The organism is Pseudomonas sp., from assembly GCF_036387035.1.
Lineage (GTDB): Bacteria > Pseudomonadota > Gammaproteobacteria > Pseudomonadales > Pseudomonadaceae > Aquipseudomonas.
The window spans coordinates 12,950-34,792 of record NZ_DASVUM010000030.1; the positions used below are offsets into that span (position 1 = coordinate 12,950).

The following is a 21,843-nucleotide window of genomic DNA, read 5'->3' on the forward strand; positions in this document are numbered from 1 at the left end:
TTTCCTCACTTCGCCATCATGGCGGTGTGAATGCTGAACATGATCCAGGTGCTCAAGCCCACCAGCAGCACGATCACAAGGCCGGCGAAGGCAAAAGCGATCACGTTGTTACGCTGCGCTGCCGAGCGGTCAAGGTGCAGGAAGTACACCAGGTGAACGATAACCTGCACGACGGCGAAGATCAGAACGACCCACAGCGTGGCCACTTTCGAGATTGTCGGGAACATCACCAGACCGAAAGGAATCGCGGTCAGGATGATCGACAGTACGAAACCGACCATGTACGACTTGAAGCTGCCATGGCTGGCAGGTTCATGGCTGGCAGCGTCATGGGAATGATGTGAATTCGCCATTTAAATGGTCCCCATCAGATAGACAACGGTGAACACGCAGATCCAGACAACGTCCAGGAAGTGCCAGAACAGGCTAAGCATGCTCAGGCGAGTCTGGTTGGTACCGGTCAGACCATGCTTGGAGACCTGGTACATCATGATCGCCATCCAGATCAGGCCGCTGGTCACGTGCAGACCGTGGGTACCGACCAGCGTGAAGAACGCCGACAGAAAACCGCTGCGGTTAGGACCGTAACCTTCGGAGATCAGCAGGTGGAACTCGTTGACCTCCATGCCGATGAAGCCCAGGCCGAACAGGAAGGTTACGAACAACCAACCCAGAACGCCCGACTTGTTGCCCTTGTGCATCGCCAGCATGGCGAAGCCGTAGGTGATCGAACTGAGCAACAGGCAGGCGGTTTCGCCAAGCACGTAAGGCAGTTCGAAAATGTCGTGGCCCGCAGGGCCACCCGCAACGTTGTTAACCAGTACCGCGTATATGGCGAAGATCGACGCAAACAGAATGCAGTCGGTCATCAGGTAGATCCAGAAGCCGTAGATCTTCATCTCGCCGGCGTCATGGTGACCATGGTCGTGCTCGTGGTCATGACCGTGGTCGTGACCGTGGTCGTGACCCTTCGCACCATCAAATACTAAGTTCGACATTGTTTATGCCTGCTCCAGCTTGTTGACAGGAGTGTTTGTCTGGCCGTTGCGAACCTTGGCCAGGATCGCGTGTTGCTCGCCTTCGATGCGGGCCACTTCGGATGCAGGAACCATGAAGCCCTGATCGTCACGGGCAGCGTGGATCACGAAGTACACGATGGTACCGATCAGGCTGACGGCAGCCAGCCAGAAGATGTGCCAGATCATCGCGAAACCAAAGACGGTCAACAGTGCGCCCATGATCAGGCCCGTCGCCGTGTTGTTCGGCATGTGGATGTCGGAGTACTTGGCCGGAACCTTGTACGCCTCGCCATCACGCTTGGCGGCATAGAACGGGTCGATCTCGTTGGCTTTCGGCAGTTCTGCAAAGTTGTAGAACGGCGGTGGCGACGAAGTGGACCATTCCAGGGTGTGGCCATTCCATGGATCGCCGGTCAGGTCACGGTTCTGCTCGCGGTCACGGATACTTACGTAGATCTGGATCAGCTGGCAGGCGATGCCCATGGCAATCAATGCAGCACCGAAAAACGCGACATGCAGGTACGGCGTCCAGTCCGGATTATCGGTGGTGTTCAGACGACGGGTCATGCCCATGAAGCCCAATGCATAGAGCGGCATGAAAGCGACGTAGAAGCCCGAGATCCAGAAACCGAACGCGGCCTTGCCCCACTTCTCGTTCAGCTTGAAGCCGAACGCTTTAGGGAACCAGAACGCGAAGCCGGCGATGTACCCGAACACAGCACCGCCGATGATCACGTTATGGAAGTGCGCGATCACGAACAGGCTGTTGTGCAGAACAAAGTCAGCACCCGGGATAGCCAGCAAGACGCCGGTCATACCACCGATGGAGAACGTCACCATGAAGCCCAGGGTCCAGAGAACCGGCGCGGTGAAACGCAGACGGCCCTGGTAAATCGTGAACAGCCAGTTGAACAGCTTCACCCCTGTGGGGATGGAAATCAGCATCGTTGCCAGACCGAAGAAGGCGTTGACGCTTGCACCCGAACCCATCGTGAAGAAGTGGTGCAGCCAGACCATGAAGCCCAGGATCGAGATCGCACCCGATGCATAGATCATGGAATGGTGACCGAACAGGCGCTTGCCAGTGAACGTCGAGATGACTTCGGAAAAGACCCCGAACGCCGGCAGAATCAGGATGTAAACCTCAGGGTGACCCCATGCCCAGAACAGGTTCACGTACATCATCGGGTTACCGCCCAACTCGTTCGTGAAAATGTGGAAGTCCAGGTAACGGTCAAGGGTCAGGAATGCCAGGGTGCCGGTCAGGATCGGGAACGATGCCACGATCAGAACGTTGGCCCAGGTGCAAGTCCAGGTGAAGATCGGCATGTCCATCAGTTTCATGCCAGGGGTACGCATCTTCAGTACGGTGACCAGGAAGTTGACCCCGGTTAACGTTGTCCCCAGTCCTGATAGCTGCAGTGCCCAGATGTAGTAATCCACACCCACGCCCGGGCTATAGCCCAGTTCCGACAGCGGCGGATAGGCAACCCAGCCGGTACGTGCGAACTCGCCGACGCCCAGAGACACGTTGACCAGAATCACGCCGGAGATCAGCAGATAAAGGCTCAAGGAGTTCAGGAACGGGAAGGCAACGTCGCGAGCCCCGATCTGCAAGGGCAGAACGATGTTCATCAGGCCGGTGAAGAACGGCATCGCCATGAAGATGATCATGATCACACCGTGGGCGGTGAAGATCTGGTCGTAGTGCTCAGGCGGCAGATAGCCAGGCGATCCTTCGACGGAAAGAGCCTGCTGGGAACGCATCATGATGGCGTCGGCAAAACCGCGTATCAGCATGACCATGGCGATGACGATGTACATCACGCCAATCTTCTTGTGGTCGACCGACGTCAGCCACTCGGTCCACAGGTAGGTCCACTTTTTGAAGTACGTGATCAGACCGAAAACCGCCACACCACCGATCGCGATCATGGCAAGCGTGATCATGACTATCGGTTCGTGGAACGGAACTGCGTCCAGACTTAATTTACCAAACATCGTTTACTCCTCTGCCTGCGCAGCTGAATGCTTACCCATGTCCATCCCTTCCGTACCCGCTACTTCTTTCTTCTCGTGGACAATCTTGCCCGGCTTCATACCTTCATACTTATCGATGATGATCTGGAACAGGTTAGGAGTGACCGAGGAGTACAGTTCAACGGGATTACGTTCGCTAGGCTTGGCCAGCGCGGCGTATTCAGCCGTTGCCAGTGTTTTTGGTGAGTTCTTGACGTCGGCAACCCAGGCGTCGAAATCAGCTTGTGACGTGGCAGTCGCCTTGAACTTCATGCCGGTGAAGCCCGCGCCGCTGTAGTTGGCGGAGATCCCGTCGAACTCGCCGTTTTCATTGGCGATCAGGTGCAGCTTGGTCTGCATGCCGGCCATCGCGTAGATCTGACCGCCGAGCGCAGGAATGAAGAACGAGTTCATGACCGAATCGGAAGTGATGCGGAAATTGATCGGCGTGTTGGCCGGGAACACGATTTTGTTGACGGTGGCGATGCCCTGTTCCGGATAGATGAACAGCCATTTCCAGTCCAGTGCGACCACTTCAATGGTGACCGGTTTGACGTCCGACTCGAGCGGACGGTAAGGATCCAGCGCGTGAGTCGACTTGTAGGTGACATAGCCGAGCACGAGGATGATGGCCAATGGAACCAGCCAGACCACCAGCTCAATCCGGGTCGAATGCGCCCAGTCAGGCGTGTACGTCGCGCTCTTGTTGGTAGCGCGATACTTCCAGGCGAAGATGATGGTCATGAAAATGACCGGCACCACCACCAGCAGCATCAGCAAGGTAGCAGTGATGATCAGGTCACGCTCTTGAACGCCGACATGCCCTTTGGGATCCAGCAGGGTGTAATCGCACCCGCTGAGCAGGAGCATGCTGAAAAGGGCCAAGAAGCCAAAAAACCTGGGGTACCTTTTTTTACTCATCTCACGACCTCTAAAAGCAGCTTTCGCATCGCAGTTGGGTTTCGACCGCCAACACTTCACCCTGCCAGGTGCTGGCAAATGCTTGGATTGAAAAGGGGCCTGTCAGGAAGCATGTGGCCTCACAACAAATCCGGGTTGAGCTTGGTTTCTTATTCGAATGGTGGCACCCGCTAATGCGGACCCTATCCCTTGGCGCAGACATTCAGAACGTGACTCGGGAGGCCATTCGAACCGCGTCTACTGGAGCGAAAAGACGCTCCATAACCTCGATTTACACCGTCCCGCAAATGAGGGGGGGCGTGAATTGGGGGCGATTGTAGATACGTAAAGTTTTATTGACTATAAGTTTCTGCGCAACAGTTAATTTCGGAATCGGTAAAAATGCGATGTTATGTCGCACCCATATATCGTCCAAAACCCCCGTTTCCTTGAGGCATTTCGGGGGCTTTGTTACGCAAGACTTTGTAATCAGCGCGCTTTCATTCGGTTACGAATGATTCCCACCGGAACCAGTATCACCGTCAGCACAAAGGCCAACAGGGCCCATTGCGCCAGAGACAAACCAAGAACTGGCGGATATGGCGTCTCGCAGAATCCGCCGACCTGAAAACCCAGCGGAAAGAGGGACGCCAGGGGCAGGCCGTCGACGATTGGCTGGAGCACATCGATGCCGCAGCTCTCGGTCGGGTGGGTCTGGATGTACACATGACGCCCCGCCGTAACCAGCCCGCCCACTGCGCTCAGCACTACCAGTGCTTCGCAGATGGTGAGGCTCAGGCGCCCCGGCATTGCCGCGCCGATGAACGCAAACACCGCGATGAACAACAGCGCGTAGCGCTGCAGAATGCACAGCGGGCAAGGCGCCTCGCCCAATACCACCTGCATGTACAAGGCGCCGCCAATCAACGCCAGGCAGATCATTCCCAGCACAACCAGAAACTGCTTTTCACGCCGCAGGTACACCATCTCGTCAGTCATTCACATACCTTTTGTATTTGGAGTCATCCGGATCGACGGATGTGGAGTGTTGCGGCCCGGACGCCCCGCAAAGGCCGCGATTCTAACACCGTCATGACACCCCGTTCACGAAGTGGCCAGGATGGCGCTGCTGCAACGTTTGCCCGAGCACGCCGCAACCCGCGTAATGGTGAACACGCCTGGATTAGCCAGGCATTAACATTCCCATGCAGCCGGCGTCCCAAGCTTGCGCACCGCCTTCTATATATAGAAAGATGCGTCGTTTTGTCGCATGAGCGGCTCGCCCCCGCATCCCCTTCTATATATATGTAGGATGCGTCTAATTGTCGCAGCGATTATTCGGATCTTTGACTGCCATGGTTACAGGCTACCCAGCCAGAAAAAAACGAAAGGGTTAAAGCCTGACTTCGCCGGGTCGATAAACCGTCATCGAAAGCTATTGGCCGACTCCATGCGGCCAGGCAACGCATCACAGAAGGTTTATATGTCCAAGAACGTCCGCGCAGATTCACTCTCGCTTCTGCTGTTCACGTTACGCAGCGGAAAGCTGATGGCGATCAACCTGCTCAAGGTCAGCGAAATCATTCCCTGCCCTCCCCTCACGCGCTTGCCGGAATCGCATCCGCACGTCAAAGGCGTCGCCACCTTGCGGGGCAATCCGCTGTCGGTCATCGACCTGAGTCGGGCCATTGGCGAGCGTCCCTTGGTGGACCCGGACGGCGGTTGCCTGATCGTCACCGATGTCAGCCGTTCGAAACAGGGGCTGCACGTGCAGGCGGTCAGCAAGATCGTTCACTGCCTGACCACCGACATCCGCCCGCCGCCCTTCGGCTCTGGCAACAAGTCGTTCATCACCGGCGTGACGCAGGTGGACGGCACGCTCGTTCAGGTGCTGGACATCGAGAAGGTGATTCACGGAATCGCGCCGGCGCGGATCGTTGCCGAGCCCACCGAAGTGCGGGCCGAAGACGCCGAGGTACTGGCCAAGGCGCGCATCCTGGTGGTCGACGACAGTCAGGTTGCGCTGCAACAGTCGGTGATCACCCTGCGCAATCTGGGCATCGAATGTCACACCGCCCGCAGCGCGCGGGAAGCCATTGATCAGTTGCTGGAGCTGCAAGGCACCGCGCAGCAGATCAACGTCCTGGTGTCCGACATCGAGATGTCGGAGATGGATGGCTACGCGCTGACCCGCACGCTGCGGGAGACGCCGGATTTCCAGGAGCTGTACGTGCTGCTGCACACCTCGCTAGACAGCGCGATGAACGCCGAAAAAGCCAACGCCGCCGGTGCCAACGCTGTTCTCACCAAGTTCTCCTCGCCCGAGCTGACACGATGCTTGATCGAAGCCGCCCGTACGGTCGAAGCTCAGGGAATCTGAAGCCGGCCGTCGACGATGCATCGACCGCTCATTACTGGTTGATGCGTCGCGACCTCGGCCCGGCCCTCGCTGTGGCGGGCTGCCCGGCGAGCGTTCGTCACGTTGAATTCGGCGCGCAGAACGCCCCGGCGGTGCATCGACTGCTGCTGTTGGGACGCGAGCACGGCGCAGGCCGAGTCGCCGACTATCACGCGTGGTTGAAGGCTTTCGACACTGATCCCGAGTGTGATCAGGCGCTGTGTTTCGTGCTGGAGGACGCCAAAGGTGTGGTAGCCGTCGCGCAATGCTGGACCAGCGCGTTCATCCGCAATCTGGTGGTTCACCCTCGCGCGCATCGCCAAGGCTTGGGTCTGGCATTGCTGACTCACGCCTTCAATGCCTTCCGCCTGCACGGCGAAGGCCATGTCGACCTCAAGGTGATGGAAAGCAATCTCGGCGCACGCCGGCTGTATGAGCGCGCCGGTATGCAATATATTCAGCGCCACGAGCTCGAACCGCGCTGAATCTGCGCCGCGCCGGGCTCACCCCTCACGCCATGGAGACGCCCACCCGTGAAAACGCACACTGCGCTGCTGCTCATGCTGACCGCCGCCGCTGCGGGCCAGGCCAATGCGTCCAGTCCGGACGCCTGGACCGCCTTCAACAAAACCCTGGTCGAGAGTTGCGTCAGCGCCAGCTCCCTGAAGAACGCCAAACCTGCCGGTGCCAATGCTGCGTTCGACGACAGCGTCGGCTTCAACGCGCTGCTGATCAAGGGCCAGTACAAACAGGCGTTCATGAAGAACAAGACCGGCACCGAGCTGTGCCTCTACGACCGCAAGAACAAGAAAGCGTCGATTACCGAGTGGGATAACGTCACCACGCTGCCGAAGCAGTAAGGCGAATTGCACTCGCACCGCGGGCGACTTGGACCGATTCGGCGGGATAGCTCCAACGGCGATGATTGCCCCCAGATATGCCCTTGCGCCTGGAGCGTGGCCGGATGAAGCGTGTCGCAATCGTGCTGTTTCCCGGCGTACAGGCGCTGGACGTGGCCGGCCCTCTCGACGTCTTTGCTGAAGCCAATCGCTTCCTGCCGGAGAGCGATGGCTACGACATTATGACCCTCGGCGCAGCGCCGTATCCGATCATCGCGTCCAACGGCATGCCGCTGGGCGCGCAGCATTCGCTGACGGACGCGCCGAAGCAGTTCGACATTCTCTTGATTCCCGGCGGCCCCTCACTGCCGCAGGCCAAGGAAGTCCCCGCCATCACTCGGTGGCTGCTGGAGGCCGTGCCCAACGCCGGGCGCTACGGTTCGATCTGCACCGGCGCGTTCATTCTCGGGCACGCCGGACTGCTGGATGGCAAGCAGGCCACCACGCACTGGAGCCATGCTCAGCAGCTCGCCGATCTGTTTCCCCGCGCCAGTGTCGAGCCCGATCGCATCTATGTCCGCGACGGTACGCTGATGACGTCAGCCGGCGTCACAGCGGGTATCGACATGGCGCTCGCCCTGGTAGCGGAGGACCACGGCACGGCGATTTCCCTGGCGGTGGCCAAGCGTCTGTTGGTGGTTGCTCAGCGTCAGGGCGGTCAGTCGCAATTCAGCCCTTATCTCACGGCATCGGCGGATGATGATTCGCCCGTGGCGAAGGTGCAGCGCTATGTGATGGAGCACCTCGGCGAAGCGTTTTCTGTCGAGCGACTGGCCGATGTGGTGGCGATGAGTCCTCGCACCTTCGCCCGGGTGTTTGCCCGCGACGCGAAGGTGACGCCTGCTGAATTCGTCCAGCGCGCACGAATCGATGCCGCTCGGCACTTGCTGGAAGGCAGCGCGATGGCAATCAAGGCGGTGGCGTATCACTGCGGATTCGGCAGCGCCGCGCGGATGCGGCTGATCTTCAGTCAGCGTCTGGGGGTGACGCCGACTCAATACCGGGACAGTTTCCGCAAAGAAACCTAAGCAAGTCGGGTTATTGATTACCCGCCAGCCTGAAGCCCGGCAAAGGTGTAATCAGCGCTTGCCCATGGACCGACGCGTGCCTGACGGGGCAACACCGGGGCGCTTGTCGTGGTTCGATTTGCCCGAACCCTTGTAGTGCTGCTGATCCTTCTTGGCCTGCAGCAGCTCGCCCGGTTTGAACGGGAAGCTGAACGCCGGAATGGCAGGCTTGCTGTCCGCCGCCGCGTTGGCGTCGACCGATGTGTCCAGTTCAGGAGCGGGCGTGTGTTCGGGGGTGGTCATGAAAGCTCCGGAGTGGCAGACGGTCGAGGAAATACGGGCGGTGCCCGAGGGCCGCGCAGCATACCTGAATCGTCGCCGGATCGCTGCTGCCAACAGACCGGCTGCGCGGGCCTATTTGTAGAACAAATCCACCATGACTTCCGCTGAGAACGGACCCGCGGTGGGTGCACTGGTTTGCCACACCAGTTCGGCGTTGAAATCGGCGGTGTCCGAATAGTTGCCCTCCAGAAGATCGGTCAGGTGAAAGGGTTCGAGGAACGGCACGGGCGAGCGATTGCCGGCATGGGTGATCCGAACGCCGACGCTGTCGTTGTTAACTGGCACCAGTACGTCTCCCTTGAGCACTCCGGACACTGGCGTGATGCGCGCATTAAGGCTGAATGGCGATTCGCAGGTGCGGCTGGTCGCCAGCGCAAACCGCCGGAAGGCCGCCACCTCTCCCACCCGAACGCTGCGGATCGCCACGTCGCCGAAATCGACGGTTTCGGGCATGACCCGCAATTCGGCGTCGCAGGCGACGAAGCGCAGGCCCTCAAGGTTGTTGATGACGTAGCTCAGCGTGTCGTCAGGCACGCGGCTCGGTCGACCGCTGCCAGCGAGCAGGAACATTCTGTAATCGTGCAGATCACTGGCGACGCCGGAGGGTGGGGTCGGACCGTACTTCTGGATGAACACCGAAAACGGCAAGGTGAACGTGACGCTCGGGCAGGCAGAGCTCGCGTCCATGCAGGCAGGCGCCTGCTGCTGCGTGGGAACACGCCCGCTGGTTTGCACGAAATCGACGCCATTCAACGTGAGCCCGGCACGAATGCCCTGCCCGATCTGCAGACTGTCAGGGTTCACATAAATGAACACCTCTTCAGCGCCACCCGGTTCGTCCCGCGCGCACTCGACGGCAAGGTTCAGCCGTTCCGAGCGCCAGACCGCGCTGCCATCGGGCAGATTTGCAGGAATGGCAACGGTGCTGCCGAGGTCCGCGCGAACCACCGTCTCGCCCGCGCCCTGGGTCTTGCAGGTCAGCGCCATCGCGAAGCCAGGCATCAACAGCGTCATCAGCAACGTGAACGGCAGCATCCGCCACCGCCGGATCATGTGTATTTTCATCTCAGCATTTTCCTGTGAGTGAGTGGGAATCCGGCTGGCCCAGCGGCACAGTGAACGGCTGACCTGCCTGAAACGGCGCGCAGTAATCACGCTGTCCGCCGTAATCGGTCATGGCCTTGAAGGTCAGGGTTTCGGCACTGACGGCTTCTTTGCCGAGCACAGGCAGGCGCACTGATGCGTCTGAAAACGGCGGCAGCAGCCGGTAGTCCGCGATCTCGATCCCATTAATGCGCAGCGCCTGCAGCGAAACGTGATAAGGCGTCGGGTTGTGTACGGAAAGCGTGGCATCGTTGGTTGAAGCGCGTTGCCAGATCAGCGACTGCGGCGCATTCGCCGGATCGCCGACAAGCCCTTTCGGTCGATAAAACACGTTGATGCGCTGGCGGATGGCGATGCTCAATTGCTGGGGCGCCAGACTGCGCCGAGGGATTTCCAGGACGAAAAGATGCAGCATCGACTCCCGATCCTGGGGCAGGCCGATGCCTTCATAAAGCAACCGCAAGGTCTGCTTGCCCTGGGCCGGGACGCGTGCCAGATGCGGGGTTAGCGCAAACGGCAGATCAGGTGCGCGTGCATCGCCGGGTTGATCATCGCCGCGCGGTGCCTCAAGCCAGGCCTGAATCAAGGCCTGGGAATCACCGCGATTGCTGACCTCGATCGTCGCCTCGTGATAGCGGCCGTCGAAGATCAAACGCGTACCCGATAGCGACACCGCGCCTTGCGCCATGCTGCTGACCATTGCCAGCAAAATGCCTGCCACACAAACGCGTTTCATAGGCATTGAACCTTCAAACGATCGTAGCTGCGACGGGGATCTTTGGGCGGCAACATGAACGTCGCGCGGCACTGTTGATCGGTCCATTTGACCGTAAGATCGCCGCTGTCCCGCTCGCTCAGCACCAACGCCCGTCCGCTGGGGTCGACGGTCGCCAGGGGTTTGCCCTGCTCGTCCTGCACCGCTGCGCCCATGGGGAGGCGGCTGCCATCGGCCCGCACCAGCTCAAACTGCACACGGCGCCCGACAGCCGTACGAAAGCTGATCAGCGGCGCCGCGCCACGCCGGGGGACGACTTGGTCCACGGCATTCTCCAGCTCGACATCGGCGCCCAGCCCGCGGGTGTCGAGGCTGACCCAATTGGTCTGATACGGCTGGGTGTAGGGCAGGATCGCGTAGCCGTTATCGGCGGTTTCGACGTTGCTGAAAGTGCTCAGTCGCGCACCGCTGACGCCTTTCACCTGCACCAGCGCAAAGGTTTCGCCCAAGGGCTGACCGAAGTTCACCCCGCCGGCATGCGCGACCACCGAACCCGACGCGCCCATGCTCAAGGCCTGGTAATCGCGGCCCTGGCCGTAGCCCGCATCGAAACGACCATACGCCGTGGTGGTGCTGAGTTTGCCGAACCCCGATGACCCCGACTCACTGTCGTGCCCGGCCTGCATCGAGTAGAAGCTGTTGCGGTCATCAAATAGCTGGCCATTGAGGCCGGACTGCACGCTGGACGCGCCGGAGCTGTCACGTACGGCGTTGACAAACAGCCGCGACGCACCGGAATCACCTCCCAGCGGCAGGCTGAAGGTCAGCGCAATACGGTTGTCGGACTGGCTCCCACCGCTGCGGTCGAAGGTCTGATTGCGCTCGGCTGACACGCTGTAGCTGAGGCTGCGCCACGCCGAATTCCACGACAGATAAAGCTGCCGCGTCTTGCTGCCCCTGTCCCAGTAGCGCTGCTCGGACCCGGTCAGGCTGAGCGACGCAGACTGCTGCGCCAATGCCTGTGTCAGGCTGATTTCGAGGCGATCCCTGGCGCGCGCAATGGCCAACCCGCCGCGCCCTTGCAACGCCTCGACATGGTCGTCGAACGTGAGGTACTGGTCAGTCGAATAGCGATAGCCGGCCACGGCGAGGGTGGTATGGGTCAGGTCCAGGGTATTGGCGTAGCGCAGCCGCAGGCTGTGTCCGCTGTAGCGTTGCTCGGGCTGCTGGCTAAGCGACTGAGTCACGTCCAGCGACACCGCGCCCAGCCCGGTGTTAACCCCCGCCCCGAGGTTGGTCGCCTGGTAATCCTCGGCGACTTGCAGCCCACCCGACGCGGTCAGCCGTTCGGTCACGCCGTACACCAACGTAGCGGCGGTAAAGCCGGGTGAGAGACCGCCTTCTGTGTGGCTGTCGTATTGACCGGCGGCCAGGCTGTAGCGCAACGCGCCTTTGGGCACCATGATCGGCAGCGAGGCATAGGCCTGGACGAACACGCGCTTGCTGCCGTCGGCTTCGATCACCGTCACTTCCAGGTCGCCATTGGAGCCACTGGGGTAAATGTCGGTGATCTCGAATGGCCCCGGCGAGACGTTGCCGCTGAACAGCACGAAACCGTTCTGGCGCACTTCAACCAACGCGTTGGTGTCGGCGATCCCGCGGATGACCGGCGCGAAAATCCGCTCGCTGTCGGGGAGCATGCCCTGGTCGGACACCAAGGTCGCGCCGATGAATCGAACGCTGTCGAATACGTTCGCATCGGTAAAGGTTTCGCCCAGCGTCAGCTGGCTTTTCAGTGACGTGATGTCGCGCTGCATGAATGTTCGGTTGCTGCGAAAGCGATAGGGCTGATCATTCCCATAGGTCAGCGAGGACTCGTTGCGCAGCCGCCACGCGCCCAGATTCATGCCGTTGCGAACACTCACGTAGTACTGACTCTGAGCTTGGCCGTTACGCATGCGACGGGCACCGCTGAAGTTGTAATTAACGAAACCGACTGTCTCTCCCTCGTCCCATAACTCAGGTGGCACATAGCCGCGAGCGCTGCGTGACATCATGGCCTGAGGGATGCTGATATTCAGGCGCAAGCTCGCCGGCTGGTACTCGACACGGGCAAACTCGACTCGCGCCTGAAGGTCGAAGCATTCCGTGGGCGAAGCCTCATCGCCGTGCACAGCCTCGGGGTTCATACCGAACTGGCGGAGCATGTCCAGCGTAAGGCAGGCCTCGACGGTGCCTTTTGCAGCGTTGGCGACGAAGCTGATGTCACGCCGGCCGCTCAATACACGATTGACGTAGACATCCACGCGGTAGCGCCCCGGAACCACGCTGTTGCCCTGCAAAAAAGTCGCGAGATCAGCGGGCTGGTCGGTGCCCTGGATGAACGAGGTATTGAATTTCACATCACCCGCGTCGTTGCTCTGATCGGTCATTGCCGCCGCAGACGAGGCCTGCGCCAGCACTGCCCAGGCAATGATGACCTTCGCCAACAGGCTGATCCGGAACGGCTCCTGCGCCTGATGCCAGAAAGCGAGGCATGCGGGGATCCGTGCATGTCCCTTTAAGTTGTGTCGGGGTTCCATTGGCTGGTTTCACTCGTGTTCTCGGTTCCGACGCGCTGGCAAATCAGAGTTGGCAGGCGCAAGGCGCTGGAGCCGCATGACTGCGACCTGAAGAAAGACCGGGGTAAACCGACCGGCTGCAGCGTGGTTACTCGGCCCGGTCGATGGCTTTGGCGGCTTGTGTCGTCTGTGCGCCGGACACCTTCGCGGTGTACGGCTCCTGCGCGCCAAAATCGTTGATGCTGACAAAACTGAGGTCCACCGCCTCACCACTGCCCAGCTGTGTGAGGGGCAACTGAAGGGTCTGGCTGGGCGCAATCATCCGGCTGTCCGCGGAGAACACCGGCCTGCCGTGCTGTCGGCCGCCGAGCTGGATCATCGACACGTGATACGGCGTCGGATTGCTGACCTGCAACTGGCCGTTGTGCAGGCGCCATTGCAGGCTTTTTGCAGCGTCGAGCGGGTCACTGCTCAACCCGGCGGGACGGTAGAAGAGCTTGATGCGCTGGCGAATCGCGATCTGCAGCTGGTTGTCCTTCGCCGACTGGGGGATCTCCTGCACGTTGAGCCAGAACACCGATTCGCGATCCTCCGGCAGACCTTCGCCGGCATAGATCACCCGGATCATTTGCCGGGCGCCGCCGGCCATCCGCGCCAGCGGCGGGGTGACGACGAAGGGCAGGTTCTGAGTGTCGTTGTCGGCTTCCAGCCATGACTGGGCGAGGATGTCAGCCGTGCCGCTGTTATTCACAACGAAGCTGACCTCCTTGTCTGCGGCTGAGTAGATAACGCGCGTGGTGTTGATCACGATACCCGCCTGCGCGGGGGCAGCCAGAAGCACCCCCAGCCAGAGGGCGGAGCAGCGAATGAAATCAGAAAGCATGGTGAGACCGTCTTGGCTTTCGCATTGAGCGAATGAGGAAGGTGAGCGAGCCATGCCCGCTCACCTGCTAGATCACTGGTAATCCATCACGAACGGCAGGAAGCCGTCGGCATTACCCGGGTTGGTGGGCGCGCCGTTGAGGACGTAAACGGCACCGAAGTTGATCTCGGCGGTAGCGCCATCGGCGCCGTCCTTGATCAGCGGCGTGTCGATGGTTTCGTTGCCGCTCAGGTCCATCAACTGGTTGGACGCATTGAGCAGGCCGATGCCTACGCCGTCTGCAGCGCCGGTCGAACGCAGCAGTTTCTGATCGAGGTTATCCAGGCCGCTGCCTTGACGGGCGACGAAGCGCATATTCACGGTGTTGTATTGCGCCGCGCCGCCGGAGCAGTTGACCAGCAGTTGAACGGGCGACGCGGTTTCAAGTTTGTTATCGGCGAAAAGGCCGATGTCGGAGAACGAGACGTTGCCCAGGTCGACGTTGATCTCGCCTGGGTTGTTGCCAGGGCTTGCGCCCGTCCCGGCGCCGATGTCACAGGTGATGTTGGTCAGGGTGCCGGTGAAAACAAGTTTGCCGTTGTTGGCAGCGTTCGCGGTCCCGGAAATGCCAAGCCCGATTGCGGCCACGATAGCCAGGGGAAGAGAAAGCTTTTTCATATAACGACGTTCCTTGTGTCGATTCGTGTGTGCCCAACAGGACGGGACGAACTATAAGCAGCGACCTCAATGTCGGCTGTCAGGCGTTCTACATCCTCTGGACTGAAAGGACAGTGGCGCGCGTCGGATCTTTCAGTAGGATGTGACGCTTATGCGTCAAAAGCCTTGGAGGCCGGGGCGTGCAGCTTTACCCGCTCAGAAAACCCTGGCCGAACGTTTGCACGACACGCTGGAATGCGCGGAAGAAAATGAGCACCTGCAGAACCTTCACCCACAAAAAACCCGGCTCGATTGAGCCGGGTTAGTCAGCAAAGGACCCGGTGAGAGAGGAAGGGCTTATTGGTAGGTCAATGTGACGATGCCCGCCTTGATAGTCGGCTCGTTGGAAGACAGATCGATATAACTGGCCTGCACGGGCAGAGAACGCAGTCCGCAAGCGTCGTCACCACGACTCACACCCACGCTGACCTGAGCGCCCGCTTGCAGGGTTTTGAACGGGAGGGTTGCGGACGGAGGGTTGTAGACCTGCGCGTTGCATGCCGCAGCGACCACGCTGCCGTGAAACCTGAAGGCGCCTTGGGCAGCCCAGGCGGCGGGACCCGTCATGGCACATGCGCCGATGACTGCGATCGAGAAAAACAGCGAAACAGCCTTTTGGCTTTTCATCGCATTACTCCGGAGTAGGAGCACGCTGACCGAAGTCAGTTTAGGTCCTGTGAACCAGCATTCAGAACTCACGAAGTTTATGTAGGAATTTTCCCTGTCACAGTCGAACTCGTTCATCGAAACTCGTGGCCTCTATGTGGGTATCGCCTTGCGGCGTTGTTTCTTTACCCACCTTCACTGTCTGCCCTTCCTGACCTGACAATATTGACAGGTAGCAGTCATTTTGCTGACCGGGTCAAAGGGTTATAAAGGACGCTGTCGATCATGCCCCTCATTCATTCGTTGGCCCGTCCCTGTATGCAGAAGAAGAACCTTGTTGTGGTGCTCGCGACCCTGTTGGTCGTGCTGGTGGTGATCGGCGCGTGGGCAGTGACCCGCCCCGCTGCGAAAAAGGTCAGCGCCCCGGTGGCCGTGCCGGTGCGCGTGATCAACGTGACCCAGGAAGACGTGCCGCGTTATGTCACCGGGATCGGCTCGGTACTGTCACTGCAAAGCGTGGTAATCCGCCCGCAGGTGGACGGCATTCTGACCAAGGTACTGGTCAAGGAAGGGCAGCAGGTCAAGGCGGGTGATTTGCTGGCGACCATCGACGATCGCTCGATCCGCGCGGCCCTCGAACAGGCCAAAGCGCTGTTGAGCCAGAGTCAGGCGCAGCTGAACGTGGCGAATGTGGACCTCAAGCGTTACAAGTTGCTGACCACTGATAACAGCATCTCCAGGCAGCAGTACGACCAGCAGCAAGCACTGGTCGATCAACTCAAGGCGACGGCGCTGGGGAATCAGGCGTCGATCAATGCTTCCCAAGTTCAGCTGTCCTACACCCAGATACGCTCGCCGGTGACCGGTCGTGTCGGCATCCGCAACGTCGATGAGGGTAACTTCCTGCGCGTCAGCGATGCGACCGGGCTGTTCTCCGTGACGCAGATCGATCCTGTTTCCGTGGAGTTTTCCCTGCCGCAACAAATGCTGCCCACCCTGCATGATCTGATTGCCGCAAGCACCCCAGCGCCGGTCAACGCGTACCTGGGCGAAGGCGCCAACGGCACCTTGCTTGGGCAAGGCAAGTTGTCCTTGATCGACAACCAGGTGGCGGCAAGCACCGGCACTATTCGCGCCAAAGCAGTATTTGATAATGCCGCCGAGAAGCTCTGGCCCGGACAGCTCGTGACTGTGCGGATTCAGGCCGCCATCGAACGCGATGCTCTGAAGGTCCCGCCGCAGGTGGTGCAGCGAGGCATCGATCAGCATTACGTGTACCGGGTCAAAGGTGACAGGGCCGAAGTGGTGCCGGTGAAAGTGCTCTACCAGGACAGCGACTTGATGCTCATCAGCGGGGTCGACGCCAATGATGTGCTGGTCAGTGACGGCCAGTCACGCCTGAAAAACGGCGCGCTTGTCGAGGTGGTCAAGGGCGACCCCATCAACACCCTGGCTGATTCCACCGGGGCGGCCAAATGACCAGCCGCGCCTCGATCTCGGCATGGTGCGTCAACCACCCGATCGCGACCGTTCTGCTGACCTTCGCGCTGGTGCTCCTGGGCTGCATCGCCTTCCCTCGCCTGCCGGTCGCTCCGCTGCCGGAAGCTGAATTCCCGACGATTCAGGTCGCGGCTCAATTGCCTGGCGCCAGCCCGGAAACCATGGCGTCCTCCGTGGCGACGCCGCTGGAAGTGCAGTTCAGTGCCATCCCCGGCATGACCCAGATGACGTCGAGCAGCGCGCTGGGCTCAACCAACCTGACGCTGCAATTCACCCTGAACAAAAGCATCGACACCGCCGCGCAGGAGGTGCAGGCGGCCATCAACACGGCGGCCGGGCGTTTGCCCGCAGACTTGCCGACGCTGCCCACCTGGCGCAAGGTCAACCCGGCAGACAGCCCGGTGCTGATCCTCAGCGTCAGCTCGAACCTGATGCCTGGCACCGAACTCAGCGACGTCACCGAATCCCTGCTGGCACGTCAGTTGAGCCAGATCGACGGCGTCGGGCAAGTCAACATCACCGGTCAGCAACGTCCGGCGATTCGCGTCCAGGCGGCGCCTGAAAAACTGGCGTCCATTGGGCTGACCCTCGCCGACCTGCGCGAATCCCTGCAGCAGACCAGCCTCAACCTGGCCAAGGGTGCGCTGTACGGCAAGGACAGCATTTCGACCCTCGCCTCCAACGACCAGCTGTTTCAGGCGAAGGACTACGAACAACTGATCGTTTCCTATAAGGACGGCGCGCCGGTTCATCTGCGCGATGTTGCGCGGGTCATCAACGGATCGGAAAACGCCTACGTGCGGGCCTGGTCCGGGGACCAGCAGGGCGTGAACATTGTGGTCTTCCGCCAGCCCGGTGCGAACATCGTCGAAACGGTTGACCGCGTGTTGGGACAGTTGCCCAAGCTACAGGAAATGCTCCCGGCATCAGTGGACGTCTCGGTGCTCAGCGACCGCACCAAAACCATTCGTGCCTCCCTGCATGAAGTGGAAATGACCTTGCTGATTGCCATCGGTCTGGTGATCGCCGTCATGGCGCTGTTCCTGCGCCAGCTCTCGGCGACGCTGATCGTGACCGCCGTGCTGGGCGTGTCCCTCGTGGCCAGCTTCGCGCTGATGTACGTGCTCGGCTTTAGCCTGAACAACCTGACGCTGGTGGCCATTGTGGTCGCGGTGGGGTTCGTCGTCGACGATGCCATTGTCGTGGTCGAGAACATCCACCGACACCTGGAAGCCGGCGAAAGCATGCGCGACGCGGCGATCAAAGGTTCCAGCGAAATCGGCTTCACCGTGGTGTCGATCAGCTTCTCGCTGATTGCCGCGTTCATTCCGCTGCTGTTCATGGGCGGCGTGGTGGGCAGGCTGTTCAAGGAGTTCGCGCTGACCGCGACATCGACCATCCTGATCTCGGTGCTGGTCTCGCTGACGCTGGCGCCCACCCTGGCGGCGCTGTTCATGCGCGCGCCGAAACACGATCCCCACGCCAAACCCGGTTTCGGCGAACGACTGCTCGCGCGGTATGCCCGCGGCGTGCGCTTCGCCCTCGCCCACCAACGCTTGATGCTGGGGATTTTCGGCCTGACCCTGGTGGTGGCGGTGGCAGGCTATGTGCTGATCCCCAAAGGGTTCTTCCCGATTCAGGACACCGGCATGGTGATGGGCACGAGCGAAGCGGCGGCGGATATTTCCTTTCCCGACATGGTCGAGAAACACAAACAACTGGCGAAAATCATCGCGGCCGACCCGGCGGTCAAGGCGTTTTCGCATTCGGTGGGCGTCAGTGGCAGTAACCAGACGATCGCCAACGGCAGGGTGTGGATTGCCCTCAAGGACCGTGAAGACCGGGATGTCACGGCCAGTCAGTTCATCGACCGGCTCCGGCCGAAACTGGCGCAGATCCCCGGCATCGTCCTGTATCTGCGGGCCGGGCAGGACATCAACCTGAGTTCCGGTCCGAGCCGTGCGCAGTATCAGTACGTGCTCAAGAGCAACGACGGCGCGCTGCTGAATGTCTGGACGCAGAAGCTGACCGATAAACTCAAGACCCTGCCCGCCTTTCGCGATCTGTCCAATGACTTGCAGTTGGGCGGCAGCGTGACGCACCTGGACATCGACCGCAGCGCCGCCGCGCGATTTGGGCTGACCACGGCGGACGTCGACCAGGCACTGTATGACGCGTTTGGTCAGCGGCAGATCAATGAATACCAGACCGACATCAACCAGTACAAAGTCATTCTTGAGCTGGACCCGCAACAGCGCGGCAAGGCCGAGAGCCTGAATTACTTTTACCTGCGTTCGCCGCTGACCAATGAAATGGTGCCGCTGTCAGCGCTGGCCAAGGTCGGTGCGCCGAAGATGGGCCCGTTGTCGATCAGCCATGACGGCATGTTCCCGGCCGCCAACCTCTCGTTCAACTTGTCAGCCGGCGTGGCGCTGGGCGATGCGGTAATGCTGGTCGATCAGGCGAAGAATGAGATCGGCATGCCGGCCTCGATCATCGGCAACTTCCAGGGCGCGGCCCAGGCGTTTCAGAGTTCGCTGGCCAACCAGCCGTGGCTGATCCTGGCCGCGCTAGTGGCGGTGTACATCATTCTCGGCGTGCTTTATGAGAGCTTCGTGCACCCGCTGACGATCATCTCCACCCTGCCCTCCGCCGGTATCGGTGCGCTGTTGCTGCTGTGGCTGATGGGGCAGGATTTTTCGATCATGGGCCTGATCGGGATCGTGTTGCTGATCGGCATCGTCAAGAAGAACGGCATCCTGCTAGTGGACTTCGCGCTGGACGCCCAGCGCAATCGCGGGATGGCTCCGCGTGACGCTATCTATGAAGCATGTCTGACGCGTTTTCGGCCGATCATCATGACCACGCTCGCCGCGCTGTTGGGCGCGTTACCCTTGATGCTCGGATATGGTGTCGGCGCCGAGTTGCGTCAGCCATTGGGCATTGCGGTCGTCGGAGGATTGCTGGTGAGCCAGGCGCTGACGCTGTTCACCACGCCCGTGATCTACCTGCAACTGGAGCGACTGTTCCACCGACCGCGCCCGACGCCAGACTCAACAGCGTCAGCCAGACCGGCTCCTGCCGCCATGGCCGCTGAAAAAGTGAGTCATCAACACCCGGCACCCAACAAGCAAGCAGCAAATAAGTGAGCGTGGACCGATGCGTGTCCTGATTATCGAAGACGAAGAGAAAACCGCCGATTACCTGCACCGGGGCCTGACCGAGCAGGGGTACACCACCGACGTCGCGCGCGAAGGCATCGAAGGCCTGCACATGGCGCTGGAAAACGAATACGCGGTGATCATTCTCGACGTCATGCTGCCAGGCCTCGACGGCTATGGCGTGCTGCGAGCGCTGCGTGCGCGCAAGCAGACGCCGGTGATCATGCTCACCGCCCGCGAGAACGTGGACGATCGCATTCGCGGCTTGCGCGAAGGGGCTGACGATTACCTGGGCAAGCCGTTTTCCTTTCTGGAACTGGTCGCGCGCCTGCAAGCCTTGACCCGCCGAAGTGGCGGGCACGAGCCGGTGCAGATCAGCGTCGCGGACTTGTGGATCGATCTGATCAGCCGCAAAGCCACGCGCGCCGGCGTGCGGCTGGACCTCACCGCCAAGGAATTCTCGCTGCTCAGTGTGCTGGCCCGCCGCCAGGGAGAAATCCTGTCCAAGACGTCCATTGCCGAGATGGTCTGGGACGTGAATTTCGACAGCGATGCGAACGTCGTCGAAGTCGCCATCAAACGCCTGCGCGCCAAGCTCGACGGGCCGTTCGAGCAGAAGCTGCTGCACACCATTCGCGGCATGGGTTACGTGCTGGAGAGCCGTCGTGTCGAGTAATTCCATCGCCCTGCGCTTGAGCGGCATGTTCGCGCTCGTGGCATTGCTGGTGTTCCTGCTGATCGGCTGGGCGCTTTACCTGCAGGTGGACAAGGGCTTGGGCCTGTTGCCGGAAGCCGAAGTGGACGCTCGTTACAGCGTGCTCGAATCAGCCGTCCAGCGTTACGGAAACCCGGAGCACTGGGCCAAGATCAACGCCAAGCTCAAGCTCCTCAGCGAAGAAGACAAACGCCTGCGCTTCTGGGTGGTGAGCGACAATCCCACCTATGAATTCGGCAACCCTGACGCCGAAATCCGTGCGTTCGCCAACGGCCCGCTGGGCATGCGCGACCTGAGCCTGAATGACCACGACTACCCGTTCAAAGTGCTGGTCAGTCAGTTCCCGGCGAAAGATCAGCGACCGCCGCTGCGTTTTCTCACAGCGGTGGACACCGAAACCTTCTGGCAAACCCAACATTCCTTGCTCGTCGCGCTGATCAGTCTCGCGGCGGTCGGCGTCCTGCTCGCTTCTGCCCTGGGTTACTGGGTGGCGCGCATCGGCTTGAAACCCTTGATGGCGCTGTCGCTGGAGGCGCGCAAACTGACGCCGCCCCGACTGAGCGGGCGCCTGAAGCTGTCTCACTTGCCACCCGAACTGGATCAGTTCGTGACTTCGTTCAACTCGACGCTGGACCGGGTCGAGCAGGCATATTCGCGCCTGGAGTCATTCAACGCCGACGTCGCCCATGAACTGCGCTCGCCGCTGACCAATCTCATCGGCCAGACCCAGGTGGCGCTGACCCGAGGGCGTTCGGCGGAACACTACTTCGAGGTGCTGCAATCCAACCTCGAAGAGCTCGAACGGCTGCGTTCGATCATCAATGACATGCTGTTTCTGGCCAGCGCCGACCAGGGCAGCAAGGCCACTCAATTGACCCAGGCGTCACTTGCCCAAGAGGTGGCCAAAACACTGGATTATCTGGATTTCATTCTGGAAGACGCCCAGGTGCAAGTCGAAGTGCGAGGCGATGCCAGCGCGCCCATCGAAACCGCGCACTTGCGCCGGGCACTGATCAACCTGTTGCACAACGCTGTGCAGCACACCTCGCCAGGGCAGTTGATTCATGTGGACATTCGCGATGAGGGCGATCACGTCAGCATCGGCGTGACCAATCCCGGGGCGCAGATCGCGGGCGAGCATCTGCCGAAATTGTTCGAGCGGTTCTATCGGGTCGACGCTTCGCGCAGCAACAGCGGCGCCAATCACGGCCTTGGCCTGGCGATCGTCAAAGCCATCGCATTGATGCACGGCGGCACCGTGTTCGTGCGCAGCGAGCATGGTGTGAATACGTTCGGGATTAATTTGCCGAGTTGAGGT

Annotated in this window: 20 protein-coding genes; 8 read left to right on the forward strand and 12 right to left on the reverse strand. The window is 60.5% G+C overall.

All coding sequences use genetic code 11. From position 1 onward, the window contains the following. Positions 1-5: 5 nt before the first annotated feature. The 5 genes from cyoD to VF672_RS03005 form a co-directional block, all read right to left on the reverse strand. Positions 6-353 (reverse strand): cytochrome o ubiquinol oxidase subunit IV, encoded by a 348-nt coding sequence (gene cyoD, locus VF672_RS02985; RefSeq protein ID WP_108120862.1) that lies wholly within the window; start codon positions 351-353, stop codon positions 6-8. Then, positions 354-998 (reverse strand): cytochrome o ubiquinol oxidase subunit III, encoded by a 645-nt coding sequence (locus tag VF672_RS02990; protein ID WP_331101291.1) that lies wholly within the window; start codon positions 996-998, stop codon positions 354-356. Positions 999-1,001: 3 nt separating this feature from the next. After that, positions 1,002-3,020, reverse strand: coding sequence for a cytochrome o ubiquinol oxidase subunit I (gene cyoB / locus VF672_RS02995; RefSeq protein ID WP_331101293.1), 2,019 nt, complete (start codon positions 3,018-3,020; stop codon positions 1,002-1,004). Between the two features lie 3 nt (positions 3,021-3,023). After that, entirely contained in the window at positions 3,024-3,959 is a 936-nt protein-coding gene (cyoA, locus tag VF672_RS03000) for a ubiquinol oxidase subunit II (RefSeq protein ID WP_331101295.1), read from the reverse strand. Between the two features lie 468 nt (positions 3,960-4,427). After that, a complete protein-coding gene (locus tag VF672_RS03005; RefSeq protein WP_331101297.1) occupies positions 4,428-4,937 on the reverse strand; it encodes a disulfide bond formation protein B in 510 nt (169 codons plus the stop codon). 484 nt (positions 4,938-5,421) lie between these two features. Here VF672_RS03005 and VF672_RS03010 point away from each other — a divergent pair, with 484 nt between their 5' ends. The 4 genes from VF672_RS03010 to VF672_RS03025 all read left to right on the forward strand — a co-directional run bounded on the left by VF672_RS03010 (position 5,422) and on the right by VF672_RS03025 (position 8,263). After that, entirely contained in the window at positions 5,422-6,318 is an 897-nt protein-coding gene (locus tag VF672_RS03010) for a chemotaxis protein (protein ID WP_331101299.1), read from the forward strand. Next, positions 6,273-6,821: a GNAT family N-acetyltransferase gene (locus tag VF672_RS03015; protein WP_331101301.1), complete on the forward strand. Its 549-nt coding sequence runs from the start codon at positions 6,273-6,275 to the stop codon at positions 6,819-6,821. The genes VF672_RS03010 and VF672_RS03015 overlap by 46 nt, the downstream gene beginning before the upstream one ends. Before the next feature lie 48 nt (positions 6,822-6,869). Continuing rightward, positions 6,870-7,196, forward strand: coding sequence for a hypothetical protein (locus VF672_RS03020; RefSeq protein ID WP_331101303.1), 327 nt, complete (start codon positions 6,870-6,872; stop codon positions 7,194-7,196). A gap of 104 nt (positions 7,197-7,300) precedes the next feature. Then, positions 7,301-8,263, forward strand: a complete 963-nt coding sequence (locus VF672_RS03025) for a GlxA family transcriptional regulator (RefSeq protein WP_331101305.1) — start codon at positions 7,301-7,303, stop codon at positions 8,261-8,263. Positions 8,264-8,314: 51 nt separating this feature from the next. Here the strand turns inward: VF672_RS03025 and VF672_RS03030 are convergent, their stop codons facing one another. The 7 genes from VF672_RS03030 to VF672_RS03060 all read right to left on the reverse strand — a co-directional run bounded on the left by VF672_RS03030 (position 8,315) and on the right by VF672_RS03060 (position 15,287). Beyond that, entirely contained in the window at positions 8,315-8,545 is a 231-nt protein-coding gene (locus VF672_RS03030) for a hypothetical protein (protein ID WP_331101307.1), read from the reverse strand. 111 nt (positions 8,546-8,656) lie between these two features. Further along, positions 8,657-9,649, reverse strand: coding sequence for a fimbrial protein (locus VF672_RS03035; RefSeq protein WP_331101309.1), 993 nt, complete (start codon positions 9,647-9,649; stop codon positions 8,657-8,659). Position 9,650: 1 nt separating this feature from the next. Continuing rightward, entirely contained in the window at positions 9,651-10,430 is a 780-nt protein-coding gene (locus VF672_RS03040) for a fimbrial biogenesis chaperone (RefSeq protein ID WP_414705565.1), read from the reverse strand. Beyond that, positions 10,421-12,835 (reverse strand): fimbria/pilus outer membrane usher protein, encoded by a 2,415-nt coding sequence (locus tag VF672_RS03045; RefSeq protein ID WP_331101331.1) that lies wholly within the window; start codon positions 12,833-12,835, stop codon positions 10,421-10,423. The genes VF672_RS03040 and VF672_RS03045 overlap by 10 nt, the downstream gene beginning before the upstream one ends. A 277-nt stretch (positions 12,836-13,112) precedes the next feature. Then, entirely contained in the window at positions 13,113-13,847 is a 735-nt protein-coding gene (locus VF672_RS03050; protein ID WP_331101314.1) for a molecular chaperone, read from the reverse strand. 72 nt (positions 13,848-13,919) lie between these two features. Next, the gene (locus VF672_RS03055) at positions 13,920-14,504 is read right to left on the reverse strand and encodes a fimbrial protein (RefSeq protein WP_331101316.1); all 585 of its coding nucleotides are present in this window, start codon (positions 14,502-14,504) and stop codon (positions 13,920-13,922) included. A gap of 336 nt (positions 14,505-14,840) precedes the next feature. Continuing rightward, the gene (locus tag VF672_RS03060) at positions 14,841-15,287 is read right to left on the reverse strand and encodes a hypothetical protein (RefSeq protein ID WP_331101317.1); all 447 of its coding nucleotides are present in this window, start codon (positions 15,285-15,287) and stop codon (positions 14,841-14,843) included. Positions 15,288-15,467: 180 nt separating this feature from the next. Here VF672_RS03060 and VF672_RS03065 point away from each other — a divergent pair, with 180 nt between their 5' ends. Genes VF672_RS03065 through VF672_RS03080 form a run of 4 tightly spaced genes read left to right on the forward strand, consistent with a single transcriptional unit; the run spans position 15,468 to position 21,840 of the window. Continuing rightward, positions 15,468-16,628: an efflux RND transporter periplasmic adaptor subunit gene (locus VF672_RS03065; protein WP_331101333.1), complete on the forward strand. Its 1,161-nt coding sequence runs from the start codon at positions 15,468-15,470 to the stop codon at positions 16,626-16,628. After that, positions 16,625-19,798, forward strand: coding sequence for a multidrug efflux RND transporter permease subunit (locus VF672_RS03070; protein ID WP_331101319.1), 3,174 nt, complete (start codon positions 16,625-16,627; stop codon positions 19,796-19,798). Before VF672_RS03065 ends, VF672_RS03070 begins: the two co-directional genes overlap by 4 nt. Positions 19,799-19,808: 10 nt before the next feature. Beyond that, entirely contained in the window at positions 19,809-20,486 is a 678-nt protein-coding gene (locus VF672_RS03075; RefSeq protein WP_331101321.1) for a heavy metal response regulator transcription factor, read from the forward strand. Next, complete coding sequence (locus VF672_RS03080) at positions 20,476-21,840, forward strand: heavy metal sensor histidine kinase (RefSeq protein ID WP_331101323.1); 1,365 nt, start codon at positions 20,476-20,478, stop codon at positions 21,838-21,840. The genes VF672_RS03075 and VF672_RS03080 overlap by 11 nt, the downstream gene beginning before the upstream one ends. Positions 21,841-21,843: the final 3 nt, after the last annotated feature.